The 13096-nt window shown below is 69.3% G+C and carries 16 protein-coding genes and 1 pseudogene; 8 read left to right on the top strand and 9 right to left on the bottom strand.

Features of this window, described 5'->3' with window-relative positions; translation table 11 throughout:
* The first annotated feature begins 67 nt into the window (after positions 1–67).
* Positions 68–472 carry an SRPBCC family protein gene (locus tag ACZ6O0_RS17160; RefSeq protein ID WP_465765875.1) on the top strand — a complete coding sequence of 135 codons (405 nt, stop codon included), beginning with the start codon at positions 68–70 and terminating at the stop codon, positions 470–472.
* On the opposite strand, the gene ACZ6O0_RS17165 is transcribed toward ACZ6O0_RS17160, so the two are convergent.
* Positions 465–1886, bottom strand: a complete 1422-nt coding sequence (locus ACZ6O0_RS17165) for an AAA family ATPase (RefSeq protein ID WP_465765876.1) — start codon at positions 1884–1886, stop codon at positions 465–467. The two genes, ACZ6O0_RS17160 and ACZ6O0_RS17165, sit on opposite strands and share 8 nt — an antisense overlap.
* Before the next feature lie 76 nt (positions 1887–1962).
* On the opposite strand from ACZ6O0_RS17165, the gene ACZ6O0_RS17170 reads away from it, so the two are divergent.
* Together ACZ6O0_RS17170 and def are read left to right on the top strand one after the other, a co-directional pair.
* A complete protein-coding gene (locus ACZ6O0_RS17170) occupies positions 1963–2778 on the top strand; it encodes an LLM class F420-dependent oxidoreductase (RefSeq protein ID WP_465765877.1) in 816 nt (271 codons plus the stop codon).
* Between the two features lie 75 nt (positions 2779–2853).
* Positions 2854–3459: a peptide deformylase gene (def, locus tag ACZ6O0_RS17175; protein WP_465765878.1), complete on the top strand. Its 606-nt coding sequence runs from the start codon at positions 2854–2856 to the stop codon at positions 3457–3459.
* Positions 3460–3463: 4 nt separating this feature from the next.
* On the opposite strand, the gene ACZ6O0_RS17180 is transcribed toward def, so the two are convergent.
* Genes ACZ6O0_RS17180 through cobT form a run of 5 tightly spaced genes read right to left on the bottom strand, consistent with a single transcriptional unit; the run spans position 3464 to position 7584 of the window.
* On the bottom strand, positions 3464–4018 hold the full coding sequence (locus tag ACZ6O0_RS17180) for a P-loop nucleotide/nucleoside kinase family protein (RefSeq protein WP_465765879.1): 555 nt from the start codon (positions 4016–4018) through the stop codon (positions 3464–3466).
* Positions 3997–4524: a GNAT family N-acetyltransferase gene (locus ACZ6O0_RS17185; protein ID WP_465765880.1), complete on the bottom strand. Its 528-nt coding sequence runs from the start codon at positions 4522–4524 to the stop codon at positions 3997–3999. The genes ACZ6O0_RS17180 and ACZ6O0_RS17185 overlap by 22 nt, the downstream gene beginning before the upstream one ends.
* A gap of 8 nt (positions 4525–4532) precedes the next feature.
* Positions 4533–5342: a TrmH family RNA methyltransferase gene (locus ACZ6O0_RS17190; protein ID WP_465765881.1), complete on the bottom strand. Its 810-nt coding sequence runs from the start codon at positions 5340–5342 to the stop codon at positions 4533–4535.
* Positions 5339–6547, bottom strand: coding sequence for a uroporphyrinogen-III C-methyltransferase (gene cobA / locus ACZ6O0_RS17195; RefSeq protein ID WP_465765882.1), 1209 nt, complete (start codon positions 6545–6547; stop codon positions 5339–5341). The genes ACZ6O0_RS17190 and cobA overlap by 4 nt, the downstream gene beginning before the upstream one ends.
* A complete protein-coding gene (cobT, locus tag ACZ6O0_RS17200) occupies positions 6544–7584 on the bottom strand; it encodes a nicotinate-nucleotide--dimethylbenzimidazole phosphoribosyltransferase (protein ID WP_465765883.1) in 1041 nt (346 codons plus the stop codon). The genes cobA and cobT overlap by 4 nt, the downstream gene beginning before the upstream one ends.
* A 157-nt stretch (positions 7585–7741) precedes the next feature.
* Between cobT and ACZ6O0_RS17205 the strand changes: the two genes are divergently transcribed.
* The 5 genes and pseudogenes from ACZ6O0_RS17205 (at position 7742) to ACZ6O0_RS17225 (ending at position 10629) form a co-directional block, all read left to right on the top strand.
* On the top strand, positions 7742–8272 hold the full coding sequence (locus ACZ6O0_RS17205) for a YbhB/YbcL family Raf kinase inhibitor-like protein (RefSeq protein WP_465765884.1): 531 nt from the start codon (positions 7742–7744) through the stop codon (positions 8270–8272).
* Between the two features lie 72 nt (positions 8273–8344).
* Positions 8345–9202: a sigma-70 family RNA polymerase sigma factor gene (locus ACZ6O0_RS17210; RefSeq protein ID WP_465765885.1), complete on the top strand. Its 858-nt coding sequence runs from the start codon at positions 8345–8347 to the stop codon at positions 9200–9202.
* A 32-nt stretch (positions 9203–9234) separates the two neighbouring features.
* Positions 9235–10143 (top strand): GNAT family N-acetyltransferase, encoded by a 909-nt coding sequence (locus ACZ6O0_RS17215; protein WP_465765886.1) that lies wholly within the window; start codon positions 9235–9237, stop codon positions 10141–10143.
* Positions 10074–10328 (top strand): annotated as a pseudogene (locus ACZ6O0_RS17220) (class I SAM-dependent methyltransferase); the annotation flags it as partial. The gene ACZ6O0_RS17215 and the pseudogene ACZ6O0_RS17220, both read left to right, overlap by 70 nt.
* A gap of 25 nt (positions 10329–10353) precedes the next feature.
* Positions 10354–10629 carry a hypothetical protein gene (locus ACZ6O0_RS17225; protein ID WP_465765887.1) on the top strand — a complete coding sequence of 92 codons (276 nt, stop codon included), beginning with the start codon at positions 10354–10356 and terminating at the stop codon, positions 10627–10629.
* On the opposite strand, the gene ACZ6O0_RS17230 is transcribed toward ACZ6O0_RS17225, so the two are convergent.
* The 3 genes from ACZ6O0_RS17230 to ACZ6O0_RS17240 form a co-directional block, all read right to left on the bottom strand.
* Positions 10626–11162, bottom strand: coding sequence for a GNAT family N-acetyltransferase (locus tag ACZ6O0_RS17230; RefSeq protein WP_465765888.1), 537 nt, complete (start codon positions 11160–11162; stop codon positions 10626–10628). The two genes, ACZ6O0_RS17225 and ACZ6O0_RS17230, sit on opposite strands and share 4 nt — an antisense overlap.
* Positions 11163–11261: 99 nt before the next feature.
* Positions 11262–11825 carry a hypothetical protein gene (locus ACZ6O0_RS17235; protein ID WP_465765889.1) on the bottom strand — a complete coding sequence of 188 codons (564 nt, stop codon included), beginning with the start codon at positions 11823–11825 and terminating at the stop codon, positions 11262–11264.
* Positions 11800–12960 (bottom strand): helix-turn-helix domain-containing protein, encoded by a 1161-nt coding sequence (locus ACZ6O0_RS17240; protein ID WP_465765890.1) that lies wholly within the window; start codon positions 12958–12960, stop codon positions 11800–11802. Before ACZ6O0_RS17240 ends, ACZ6O0_RS17235 begins: the two co-directional genes overlap by 26 nt.
* Positions 12961–13096 lie beyond the last annotated feature (136 nt).

The following is a 13096-nucleotide window of genomic DNA, read 5'->3' on the forward strand; positions in this document are numbered from 1 at the left end:
CGGAAAGATTCCGTAAACCGGTCGCGGCACAGTACTGGAGTCAGCCCGATTCCAGGAGGTCCGCGACATGTTCACCCTCACCCAGACCATCGACGCACCGCCCACCGAGGTCGCCCGGGCCTTCACCGAGCCGGAGCCGTTCGCGGCGTGGTTCGTCGCCGAAGGCTTCACCACCCCGGTGGACCGGGTCGCCATCGACGCCCGCCCCGGCGGACTCATCTCGGCCGTCTTCATCGGCGAGGGCGAGGTCGAGGTGCCGTTCAGTCTGCGCTTCGGCGCGGTCGACCTGCCGCGCAGCGTCGAGCTCCGCTTCGACGAGCCGGCCGAGGAGATCAGCGTGCGCCTGCGGGATCTGGGCGACGGACGGACCCGGCTCGACTACCGGAGCGAAGGCCTGCCGGCCGATCAGGAGCCCACGATTCAGACGGGTGTGGCTCAGATGCTGGGCTACATGGCGAACTACTTCAGCTGACCGGCCCAGGGTAGACGCCTGGCATGGCAGGCGGTCCGGGGTCGTAGTCGGGCACGTCTCCGTTGGTGGCGCCGAGGAGGCGCCGGGTCAACGCGTCCCGTGAGGACAGCAGCTCGGCCACCGCGTCGCGGAGGTGGTCCGCGGTTGGAGCCACTCCCGACTCAGCGGCGAGCAGCACAGTCCGCCGTACCAGCTCCTTCATGAACGAAGCCGTCGTGCCCTCGGTCTGAGCGACTACCTCGGGTGGCACGTCCAGGTTCGGCCCGTAGAGCGACAGCAGACGGGCTCGGCCCTCGGCGTCGGGCAGCGGCACCTCCACCGCGAGGTCGACCCGGCCCGGCCGCTGCATCAGGGCCGGCTCCAGCAGGTCGGCGCGGTTCGTCGTCAACAGGAACGCGACATCCGCGTCCTCCGCCAGCCCATCCATCTCGTTGAGCACCTGGAAGAGCAGCGGATTCTCCATCCCGCGCGAGAAGTCGCGAGCCTCGGCGACCAGGTCGCAGTCCTCGAGGACGACGAGAGCCGGCTGCAGCATCCGTGCCAGCGAACATGCTTGCGAGATGAAGTGGATGCTCGTCCCCGCCAGCAGGACGACCGTGAACTCCGGCAGCCGCGACAACAGGTAGCGCACGGTGTGGGTCTTCCCGGTCCCCGGCGGCCCGTACAGCAGCACACCGCGGCGCAGGTGCTGGCCGGCACTCAGCAGAGCCTCGCGGTGCTCCGCGATGCCGACGACCTCGCGCTCGACCCGCTCCAGCACCCCCTCGGGCAGTACGACGTCCTGCCGGCTGATCCCGGGCCGTGGGTGCAGCCGGAACGGACCCACGCCCTGCCCGAACTCGTGGCCCTCGAACGACACCACCTTGCCCCGGAACACGTTGTGCTCGCGGATCAGCTCCGGGAGAGCACTCAGGAAGCGGTCACCCGCGTCCTTCTCCGGTGCGAGCACCTCGAGGTCGACGCTGGACCGCCCGTACTGCGGGTTCGCCGCGCGCAACAGAGCGACGTACCGGTCCTGGCCGTGGACGCCGAGGTAGAACCCGAAGGCGACGCAGTCCATCTCCTCGTCGACGTCGATCTGCAGCCGCTGGTAGTCCACCGCGCCGATCCCGAACCGGTCGTACTCGGCCAGCTCGAGCAACTCACCGAGCGAGTGGTGGCCGCGGTTCGACCCGGCCAGCCCGAGCACCTCGAACTCGTCGAACCACGCCTCGATCGCCCGTTGCACGTTCGGCAGGTCGTACGACGGGAAGCTCGACGACACCACCGGCACCTGCTCGGGATCCGCGCCCAGATGCGCCCGCAACCGCTCTCGCAGGCTCTCCCGGCCGGCCCGTGGCCGCGGCGACTGCATCCGCTCCAGGAAGCCCGTGAACAGCCGCGCGAACTCGTCGATCCCGCTCTCGTCCGGCATCCCGCCGTACCCCCTCGTGGTCCGCTATCCGGGGCGATCCGGAGGACCCTCCGCAACGCCGGATAGGATCACCACCATGACAGATTCCGAGTCCACCGACCGCCCGTACGCCGCCTTCCCGGTACGGATCGGCCTGCAGCTCCAGCCCCAGCACGCCCAGTACGCCGACATCCGGCGGACCGCCGCCGCGGCCGAGGAGATCGGTGTCGATGTCCTGTTCAACTGGGACCACTTCTACCCGCTGAGCGGCGAGCCCGAGGGCCTGCACTTCGAGTGCTGGACCATGCTCGCCGCCTGGGCCGAGGCGACCGAGCGGGTCGAGATCGGCGCCCTGGTCACCTGCAACTCCTACCGCAACCCCGACCTGCTCGCCGACATGGCCCGCACGGTCGACCACATCAGCGACGGCCGGCTGATCTTCGGCATCGGCTCGGGCTGGTTCGAGAAGGACTACGACGAGTACGGCTACGACTTCGGTACGGCGGGCGGCCGGCTGGACGCCCTCGGTGAGGCGCTGCCGCGGATCGAGCAGCGCTGGGCCAAGCTGAACCCGAAGCCGACCCGGGACATCCCGGTGCTGATCGGCGGCGGCGGCGAGAAGAAGACGCTCAAGCTGGTCGCCCAGCACGCGCACATCTGGCACGGCTTCGGCGACGCCGAGACGATCGCGCACAAGCACGCCGTCCTGGACGAGCACTGCCGCACGATCGGCCGCGACCCGGGCGAGATCGAGCGCTCGACCGCGGTCGGCACCAAGACGCCCGAGGAGATCGGCAAGTCGCTTCTCGACGTCGGCACCCGGCTGTTCACCGTGCATGCCTCCGGCCCGGACTACGACCTGGGCCTGCTGCGCGAATGGGTCGCCTGGCGCGACGAGCTGAACGCGAAGTAGTCCCCGCGCGTCCGGAGAGCCGTGCCGTGGCGCACGGTTCTCCGGACGCAAAGGTGTCCGGCTAGGATTTCCGGCATGTCTACGTTGCCTGAGAACGGTTCGGTGCGGCCCATCACCCGGTGGGGTGAGGACGTCATGCACCGGGTCAACCAGCCGGTCACCGACTTCGGCGACGAGCTGCAGACGCTGGTCGCCGACATGGTCGCGACGATGAACGCGGCCGAGGGTGTCGGCCTGGCCGCGAACCAGGTCGGCGTGGACCTGCAGGTGTTCGTGTTCGACTGCCCGGACAAGGAGGGCAACCGGGTCCAGGGCGTCGTCTGCAACCCGGTGATCGAGCTTCCGGAGGGCAAGGACCGCCACCTGGACGAGGGCGACGAGGGCTGCCTGTCGCTGCCGGGCGCGTTCACCAAGTGCGCCCGCCCCGACTTCGCCCGGGTCACCGGCGTCGACCAGCACGGCGAGCCCGTCAGCTTCGAGGGCGACGGCCTGCTCGCCCGCTGCCTGCAGCACGAGACGGACCACACCAAGGGCACGGTCTTCGGCGACCGCCTCTCCCGCAAGTACCGCAAGCGTCTGTTCGGCGAGGCCGAGGAGCTGGCGCCGGACTACCCGTCCGACTGGCCGGTCTCCCCGATGATCGAGCACGAGGACGCCCACGAGGACACCCCCGCGACCTGACGGTCTACCAGCGGGCCTTCTCCAGGTCCGCAAGGATCATGTCGACGGTCTGCTCCGGGGTCTGTCCGGTGGTGTCGAGCCACAGGCCCCGGCGCGGGATCTCCTCGAGCCCTGACTGCAACGCCCGGACGCCGTCCTCCAGCGACGGGCCCCAGTCGCGGTACGAATTGTTGCCGCCTCGACCGATCTCCCGCTCCACGATCGACTCGACCGACGGGGTCAGCACGACGAGATACGTGTCCACCCCACGCAGGCCGGCGAACCACTTCTCGACGTGCTCACCGAGCATGATGTCGCTGCAGACGAAGTCGAACCCGGCATCCGCATAGTGCTGCGCGACCAGCGCGGTCGCGTCGTACCGCAGCTCCAACTGCCGCACGGCCTCCGCGGACGGCTCCGGTGTCATGATCTCGGCCCCGGCGACCACGCCGCGATAGAACACGTCCCCGTCCAGCGTCGCCGCCGGTGGACCGAGGCGCGCGGCGAGCAGCGGTGCGACCGTCGACTTACCCGCGGCCTGCAGACCGGTGACCAGGACTACTTTCGGGCTGCGCTCCATGCCTCCGCCGTCAATGAGTAGATCGTCGCGCCGAACTCGACGCCGTCCTCCGCCAGGACCGCCTCGTGGTCGAAGCTCATCCCGAGCCGGCGCATGACGGCGATGCTACGGACGTTCGGCGTGTCGGTCACCGCGATAATCCGCGGCAGGCTCAGGGCGGTGAACCCGTAGTCCAGCCAGGACGCCGCCGCCTCGGTCGCATAGCCCTGACCCCAGTATTCGCGGGCGAGCCGCCAGCCGATCTCGAGATCGTCGGGGTACCACTGCTCACGGGTCAGCCCGGCCGCGCCGAGGAACGCCCCATCGGTACGACGCTCGACCGCGAGGAACCCGATCCGCTCGGCGGCGTACTGCTCGTTGATATCGGCCGCGGTCCGGTCGCACTCCTCCCGGCTCAGCGGCTCCCCAAGGAACTCGGTCACCTCCGGGTCCGCGTTCAACGCGGCCCACGGCTCCAGGTCCTCGTCCCGAAACGGCCGCAGTACCAGGCGTTCCGTCGTACGCATGGCTCCCCCTAAGGCCGCGTTGCGTAAAAGGCGACTGCTGCCGAGGATGCCACATTGAGGGAGTCGACGCCGCCGGCCATCGGGATGCGCACGGTGAGGTCTGCCTTGTCGAGCACGTGCGGTTTGAGGCCGTGCCCCTCGGTGCCGAAGATCAGTGCGAGCCGCTCGTCGTGGCGGGCGGCGAGGTCGTCGAGGGTGATCGAGTCGTCGGTGAGTGCGAACGCGGCGGCGACGTACCCGCTGTCCTGCAGGAGCTGGAGATCTCCGGGCCAGCTCTCCAGCCGCGTCCACGGGACCTGGAAGACCGTGCCCATCGAGACCTTGATCGACCGCCGGTACAGCGGATCCGCGCAGGTCGGCGTCACCAGCACGAGCTCGACACCCATCGCCGCGGCCGCCCGGAACCCGGCGCCGACGTTGGTGTGATCGACGATGTCGTCGAAGATCGCGATCCGCCGGGGCGCGCCGCGCAGGAGCTCGGCCAGCGGCACGGCAGCACGACGCTTGTACGACGCCAGCGCGCCGCGGTGCACGTGGAACCCGGTGACGTGCTCGGCCAGCTCCTCGGAGACGACGTACACCGGGGTGTCGGGCCATTTCGCCAGCACGTCCTTGAGCGAGTCCAGCCAGCGGGACGCGAGCAGGAACGACCGCGGTTCGTACCCGGCGTCGGCGGCGCGACGGATCACCTTGTCGCCTTCGGCAATGAACAGTCCGTGCTCCTCCTCCAGCAGGCGACGCAGATTCACCTCCCGCAGCTGCACGTAATCCGCCAGCCGCGGATCCGCCGGATCCTCCAACGGGACCAGTCGACTCATCGCACCTGCGCCGCGACGTCGACCACGTTGCCGATGACAACGATCGCCGGGGCTCCGACACCCGCTTCCTTCATCGCCCGGGCGATCCCGGCCAGGTCCGACGTCACCATCTTCTGGCCGGGAAGGGTGCCGTCGGCAATCGCCGCGGCGGGAGTCGTCGCCGGCCGGCCGCCCGCGATCAGCCGCTCGGTGATGGCCGGCAGGTTCTCGACCGCCATCAGCAGCACCAGCGTGCCGCTCAGCTGAGCCAACGCGTCCCAGTTGATCAGCGAATCCGGGTGCGACGGCGGGATGTGCCCCGACACCACCGTGAACTCGTGCGTCACCCCGCGATGCGTGACCGGGATCCCCGACACCGCCGGCACCGAGATCGAGCTGGTGATCCCCGGCACGACCGTCCACGGAACCCCGGCCTCCGCGCAGGCCAGCGCCTCCTCGAAGCCGCGGCCGAACACGTACGGATCGCCGCCCTTCAGCCGTACGACGACCTTTCCCTGCCGGCCGCGATCCACCAGGATCCGGTTGATCTCCTCCTGCTGAGCCGCGCGCCCGCGCGGGAGCTTGGCCGCGTCGAACAACTCGACATCCGGGTGCAACTCGTCCAGCAACGGCTGCGGTGCGAGCCGATCCGCCACCACCACATCTGCCTCGGCCAGCAACCGCCGCCCGCGCACCGTGATCAGATCCGGATCGCCCGGTCCCCCGCCGACCAGATACACACCGGGGTGCTTGTCGACCTCGCGCGCTCCCAATTCCCCCGTCCGCAACCCTTCCAGGATCGCGTCCCGGACCGCGGCCGACCGCCGGTGATCGCCACCACCGAGTACGCCGATGGTCACGTGATCGTGCTGCCCCGACGCGGGCGTCCACGCCGTCGCCCGCGAACGGTCGTCGGACCGGACGCAGAAGATCCGCCGTTCCTCGGCCTCCGCCGAGACCCGGTCGTTCACGGCGGTGTCGTCGGTCGCGACCACGACGTACCAGGCGCCGTCGAGATCGCCGTCCGCGTAGCCGCGCTCGATCCAGGTGAGCGACGGGTTGCTGAGGAGACCCTCGATCGTCGGCGTGATCGACGGGGAGATCAGGTCGATCCGGGCGCCCGCCTCGAGCAGCCGGGGCAGCCGCCGCTGCGCGACTCCGCCGCCTCCGACGACGACCACGCGCCGCCCGTCGAGGACCAGACCGGACAGGTACTGACTTGTCACGAGGTGATCCCAGCGGACTCGAACGTCGCCATCTCGGCCAGGGCGCGGACGGCGCAGGTCAGGATCGGATACGCGAGTACGGCGCCCGTCCCCTCGCCCAGCCGCAGATCGAGATCGACCAGCGGCTGCAGCCCGAGGGTCTTCAGCGCGACCGCGTGGCCCGGCTCGGCGGATCGGTGACCGGCGACGCAGTAGTCCATCACCGCTGGGTGGAACGCCTGCGCGACGAGCGCGGCGGCGCCCGCGATCACGCCGTCCAGGATCACCGGCACCTTGTTGGCCGCGCCGCCCAGGATGTACCCGGCCAACGCCGCGTGTTCGAGGCCGCCGTACGCCTGGAGTGCACCGAGCGGATCGGTGGCCGGTACGTCGTGCAGAGCGAGAGCGGACCGCACGATCGCGGTCTTGTGGGCCAGTATGGCGTCGTCGATGCCGGTGCCGCGGCCGGTGACCACGTCGGCGGTCGAGCCGGTGAAGGTCGCGATCAGGGCGGCACTCGCGGTGGTGTTCGCGATTCCCATGTCGCCGGTGAGCAGGCAGCGGTAGCCGTCCTTGACGAGCGTGTCCGCCAGGTCGAGGCCGACCGCGATCGCCGCGCGAGCCTCGTCCTCGGTGAGCGCGGCCTCCGTGGACAGGTCGCGCGTACCGGGCCGGACCTTCGCGTGCACGATGTCGAGCTCGTCCACGGGCGTGGCCACGCCGACGTCGACCACGCGGACGTCGACGCGGTTGTTCGCCGCGAAGGCGTTCACCGCGGCACCGCCGGCGGCGAAGTTCGCCAGCATCGCGGCGGTCACCTCCTGCGGCCAGGGCGAGACCCCCTGCGCGTGCACGCCGTGGTCGGCGGCGAAGACGGTCACCACCGCCGGTGCCGGCACCGCGGGCGGGCAACTGCCGGTCATCCCGGCCACCCGGACCGACAGCTCCTCGAGCACGCCGAGGGAACCGGCCGGTTTCGTCAACCGGGCCTGCCGCTCGGTGGCCGCGCGCATCGCGACCTCGTCCGCCGGTCCGATCCGGTCCAGGTACTGCTCCACCGCGCTCCTCCAGTTCGTTGCCGGCCGCCTGTCCGCGGTGCGACCGGTCCCGCTGCCCCGATCTTCGCATCCTCCGACCCGTGCCCCGGGACGAGTCCGGTTCCGGTGGACAGTAATGTCGGAATCACCACACGTCGCGAGATCCCGGAGGATCCAGATGTCGCTCGATCGACCCGTCGCCCCGGACCCGTACGAACTGCTCCCGAAGGCGGGTTCCTTCACCGTCACCAGTACCGACGTCGCCGGCGGCGAGCAGTTGTCCGACGACCAGGCCTTCGCCGGCGGGAACAAGTCGCCACAGCTGAGCTGGTCCGGCTTCCCGGCCGAGACGAAGGGCTTCGTCGTCACCTGCTTCGACCCCGACGCCCCGGTCCCGTCCGGGTTCTGGCACTGGCTGCTGGTCAACCTGCCCGCGACCGTCACCGAGCTGCCCACCGGCGCCGGCGCGACCGACCGTCTGGACAACGGTGCGTTCCACGTCCGCAACGACTTCGGCACCAAGAACTTCGGCGGCGCGGCCCCGCCGGCCGGTGACCAGGTCCACCGCTACTACTTCGTCGTGCACGCGATCGACGTCGAGGCCCTGGACGTGGACGCCGACGCCACCCCGGCCGTGGTCAGCTTCAACCTGGCCTTCCACACCCTGGCCCGGGCGATCATCACCCCGACCTACCAGATCGCGGAGTAGCGGTCTCCGGTTACCTCGGCGGGCCGGTCCTCGTCATGGGTATGACGGACATCGCTCGAGGAAGGTAACCCCATGACCGGAGACGCCCTGGCGGCGGCGTTCGAGGAGCAGCGGGGGCGGCTGGTGGCGGTCGCCCACCGCATGCTCGGATCGCGGGCCGACGCGGAGGACGCCGTACAGGAGGCCTGGCTGCGGCTGGCCCGCCAGGACGCGAGCTCGATCGACAACCTGAACGGCTGGCTCACGACGGTGGTGGGCCGGGTCTGCATCGACGTACTGCGGTCCCGCAAGACCCGGCCCGAGGCGTCGTACGACGACGAGCTGCCGGATTTCGTGGTGATCGAGGACAACCCCGAGGACGACGCGCTGATGGCGGAGTCGGTCGGGGTGGCGTTGCTGGTGGTGCTCGACACTCTCGGTCCTAGTGAGCGGCTGGCGTTCGTACTGCACGACCTGTTCGCGGTGCCGTTCGCGGAGATCGGTCAGATCATCGGCAAGTCCGCGGACGCCACCAAGATGCTCGCCAGCCGGGCCCGCCGGAAGATCCAGGGCACACAGCGCCCGTCCGACGAGCCGCGGCAGCGCGCGGTGGTCGACGCGTTCCTCGCGGCCGCCCGCGAAGGGGACTTCGAAGGTCTGCTGCGACTGCTCGACCCGGACGTGACGTGGCACTCCCACACCCGCCGCGGCCTCGTCGTCCGGCAGGGCGCCGCCGAGGTCGCCGAGCGGGTCCAGCGCGGCGCCCGCGCCACCGTGACCGCCCGCGCCGCCCTCGTCAACGGCGAGCCCGGCATCGTCACGTACGGCGCCAACGGCCACCTACTCGGCGTCATGGCCTGCACCATCGTCAACGGCCGCATCACCGAAATCACCTCCGTCAGCGACCCCACCCGCCTCACCTCCATGGGCGTCCCCCAGTCGCCTTCGTGAGGCTGGCCCTCGGGGCTGGGCAGACTGGGGCGATGGAGATGCACCGCGGGCAGACTCGACCTGCTGAGCTGACGACGCGCCGGCTCGACCTGGCGCCGTACGACGCGACCCGCGACCTCGGCGCGCTGCACCTTATGTTCGCCGACCCCGAGTGGGCGCGTGCCGGCTACTCCAGCGCGAGTCGCAGCCCGGATGAGAGCCTCGACCGGCTGGAGCGGGAGTTCGGCGACAACGGCGGCTGGACCTGGGTACTGCGGATCCGGCCCGACACGACCGCCGTCGGCGTGATCGGCGTCTTCTCCGACCAGGGCACCCCGATCCGCGGAATCAGCTGGTACCTGAACCGCGACCACTGGGGCGCCGGCCTGATGAGCGAGGCAGCCCGTGCGGTCGTCGACCACCTCCTCGCCCAACCCGGCATCGCCGGCATCGAGGCCTGGATCGACTCCCGCAACACCCGCTCCATCGGCGTAGCCCGCCACGCCGGCCTCGACCTCGTCGGCCGCCTCCCCCGAACCCACAACGGCGAGATAGCCCAGTCCGTCATCATGGCCCGCGCCGCTGCCCCCACCGACCCGACAACCTTCGCCGTCCGCCCCCTCCTGCAGGTCCGCGACGTGACCGCCACAGTCACCCTCCTGACCAACCTGCTCGGCCTCCACACCCACTTCCAGTTCGGCGACCCCGAGCCAGAGTTCGCGTCCCTGGGCTTCACCCCCTGGAACGGCGCCAGCGGCCTCGACGTACAACGCACCACCGCCGAGATCCCCCCAACCACCCTCACCTTAGAAGTCGGCGTACCAGTCGACCCGTTGTACGCCGCGGCCGTGGCGGCCGGCCTCACAACCTCCACTCGACCCACCAACACCCCCTGGCACCGCCGAACCTTCACCCTCACCCTCCCCGAAGGCCACCAACTCACCATCTCGGGCCCTCTGTAACAAATTCCGTTGCACGCTGTCGGGTCCTCGACGCCGGCTGCGGGAGCGCCGTACCAATGGCCCGTGACCTCGCAGCCGCGGGACACCATGTCACCGGTGTCGCCACTAGCGAGGTGCAGATCCGCCGCGCTCGTGAGCTCGTCCCGCAGGCCGAGTTCATCAACGCCGACGCCACGACGCTGGACTTCCCAGCCGAAGTAGTTCGACGCCGTGGTGATCCACATCCCGCTGTACGAACGACAGCAACTGCTGCACAAGATCGCGACCTGGCTCCGCTCCGGCGGCCTGTTCCTCTGCACGACCGGCCACAGCGCATTGACCGGCACCGAGGACAACTGGCTCGACGGCGGAGCTCCCATGTGGTGGAGCCACACCGACGCCACCACCAACCGATCCTGGCTAACCCAAGCCGGCCTCCCAGTCGACTCCGAGAACTACATCCCCGAAGGCGACGGAGGCCACACCCTCTTCTGGTCCCACCGCTAACCGACCGCCTCGTCCTTGAGCAGCGAACCCACCCACGCATCCACCCGCTCCCCGCGATGCACCAGCCGCTTCCGCAACTCCCCCTCCATCCGGAAGCCCGCCTTCACCGCAACCCGCCGCGACGCCTCGTTCCCCACCTCGGCCCGCCACTCGATCAGCTCCAGCCCTTTCACGCTGAACGCCCACCGGCAAACAGCCCGCACCGCCTCCGGCGCCACCCCTCGCCCCCGAGCCCCCGGCGCAACCCAATAGCCAATCTCCGCCGACGCGTTAGCCCCCATCCCCAACCCAACCCGCCCCAGCCGCTCCCCCGACCCGGCATCCTCAACCACAAACTCAGCCCGCTCCCCACGAGCCACCTTCTCGATCGCCAGGCACTCCACAAAGAACCGAGCATGCTCCATCAGGTACGGCGAAGGCACCTGCACAAACCGCTGCACCGCCGGATCCTGAGAAACCTCGAACACCCACCCAACATCAGCCGTCGTAAACCCCCGCAACCTCAACCACCCAGCCCTGATCACGTCATCCACCCCCCAACCCTGCCACCCCACCGGGTGCCTTCAGCGGCATCCTTCTCGCCACTCAACAATCGAATCGCCGAGCAGCGAGATTGGCGAACAGCCGACCGATCAGCCGGATGGGGGCACATCGGCGTCATAGCGCCATACCTGGTAGCCACGCTCATCTGGCATCCCTTGCGGCTCCGCTCCAGCCCGCATCGCCATGTAGGTGCTCGCCAGGTTCCGTTCGCGGACGTAACCCAAAGAACTCAGCGCCGACGCACCAATCCGCCTGACTTCGTCGATCGCGGTCGCTCGCGCAACGTCGACGAGCTCGTCTCCCAGGAACAGACCCCGCTGGTGCCGATACCGCATACTCACCGCGCCGACCTTGACCTCCACAACCAACAGGTCGCCACTCGCCGCACAAGACAGATGCAGCGCGGCGCCGACGAAGCCTTCCTCGTCGCACCCCACGAGCGCAACGTCGCCCTCACGTAGGTGTTGCGTCAGCTGACGGAGATGTCGCTGGGCCTGCCACTCCCAGGGACGCGGGTGTTGCGGCTCTCTCCGTCCGCCCGGCGTACACGGCCATGCAACCGTGCAGGTAAACGACTGCAGCTCGCGAGCCTCTTGCTTGTTGATCCGCCGCCAGTGAAATCGGCGCTCAACCGTCAGCGCCAGTCTGTCCACGCTCGAACGCCAGCCGCTCCGCCCATTCATGCGCACTGGGTCGCGCGGCCAGCAGCTCTTCGTACTCCGTCGCCGCCAATTCCTCATCCGGCTCGGGAAAATCGATCTCGTCGACTGTGACACCCATGGCCCACGCGAGCACGTACGGATCGGCCTGACCTGCTCCAACCCGGTGCGACAGATCCGAGAGCACATGCAGTGGGAACTTTCGCCCGGTCGACTCGGTCTCTCGCTCCACCAGGGGATCGACGTCCGGATCCGAGCCGGCGATCGCCTTCGCGTGCGGACGCAAAAGGCGCTGCGTGGGCTGCTTGAGCGAGGCGTCCACCACAGCCCCAGGCTTGATGCGTAGCTCGCGGAGGCGATTTCGCAACGCTTCGGCGGAGACGCCGGCTCCCCAGATGATCTCGGCGAGGCCTCGCTCATCAAGCCGTGCCCACTTGATCCGGCGCATCCAAGCCTCGGGCAGCAGCATGGCTGCGGCAAAGTCGTTGGCCGGACGTTCGTTCGTCACGTCAACGGCATCACCGGCATGGTGTCCGAGCGCAAGATGGCCCAACTCATGCGCCACGGACCAGTTGTTGCGGAACCAACTCGTCGTACTCACCAGCAGGATGATCGAACGGCTGCCGATCCGCAGCGAGTAGTCGGTCGACAGCTCGGGCACGCGAATAACGTCGATCGCAAAAGTCTTCTCGACCAACTCCGCGATCCGCCGGACAAAGCCGTCCTCCAACTGCCCACGCAGCACCTCTGGCTCGCTCGGAAGCTCCCGCGAACTCGGCGGACCGTCGGGATACGCCTCGTGGTACACCGCGATGACCTTCTGGATCACCGCATCGTCGGCCTCACGACCGGGATTCACGCGCTCCGCACGCAACGCGTCCCAAGCGTGCCGGGCCGCGACATCCACGCGCAGCGGGTCCTCTTCACCAGTGATCAGCCAATGCAACCCCACCCCGAGCGCCTCCGCGATACTCGCCAACTCGACCGAGGAGAACCCACGCTGCCCATTCAGAGCACGAGACAGCGCGTCCGGTGCCATCTCCACTGCCGCCGCAAGCTTCCGCTGACTCAGCCCAGCAGGCATCCGCGCACGAATGCGCTCCCCCACCGCCGCCAGCTGCTGATCCATGCCCCAACCCTAACAAAACCGTTGGGATTTTCCCAACACTTCTCCGCCGTCACGCATGGCGGCTTGTACGACGGCACCCGGTTGCGCAGCGCTCTCTCGGCTGCCGCGGCTCCGCGAAATACGCGGGACAGAAGGA

Source organism: Kribbella sp. NPDC048837 (assembly GCF_055586945.1).

What these genes read in the sequence shown, in the direction of transcription:
- ACZ6O0_RS17160 (WP_465765875.1), top strand. Translation starts at nt 68, where the DNA reads ATGTTCACCCTCACCCAGACCATCGACGCACCGCCCACCGAGGTCGCC.
- ACZ6O0_RS17165 (WP_465765876.1), bottom strand. Translation starts at nt 1,886, where the DNA reads ATGCCGGACGAGAGCGGGATCGACGAGTTCGCGCGGCTGTTCACGGGC.
- ACZ6O0_RS17170 (WP_465765877.1), top strand. Translation starts at nt 1,963, where the DNA reads ATGACAGATTCCGAGTCCACCGACCGCCCGTACGCCGCCTTCCCGGTA.
- def (WP_465765878.1), top strand. Translation starts at nt 2,854, where the DNA reads ATGTCTACGTTGCCTGAGAACGGTTCGGTGCGGCCCATCACCCGGTGG.
- ACZ6O0_RS17180 (WP_465765879.1), bottom strand. Translation starts at nt 4,018, where the DNA reads ATGGAGCGCAGCCCGAAAGTAGTCCTGGTCACCGGTCTGCAGGCCGCG.
- ACZ6O0_RS17185 (WP_465765880.1), bottom strand. Translation starts at nt 4,524, where the DNA reads ATGCGTACGACGGAACGCCTGGTACTGCGGCCGTTTCGGGACGAGGAC.
- ACZ6O0_RS17190 (WP_465765881.1), bottom strand. Translation starts at nt 5,342, where the DNA reads ATGAGTCGACTGGTCCCGTTGGAGGATCCGGCGGATCCGCGGCTGGCG.
- ACZ6O0_RS17205 (WP_465765884.1), top strand. Translation starts at nt 7,742, where the DNA reads ATGTCGCTCGATCGACCCGTCGCCCCGGACCCGTACGAACTGCTCCCG.
- ACZ6O0_RS17210 (WP_465765885.1), top strand. Translation starts at nt 8,345, where the DNA reads ATGACCGGAGACGCCCTGGCGGCGGCGTTCGAGGAGCAGCGGGGGCGG.
- ACZ6O0_RS17215 (WP_465765886.1), top strand. Translation starts at nt 9,235, where the DNA reads ATGGAGATGCACCGCGGGCAGACTCGACCTGCTGAGCTGACGACGCGC.
- ACZ6O0_RS17240 (WP_465765890.1), bottom strand. Translation starts at nt 12,960, where the DNA reads ATGGATCAGCAGCTGGCGGCGGTGGGGGAGCGCATTCGTGCGCGGATG.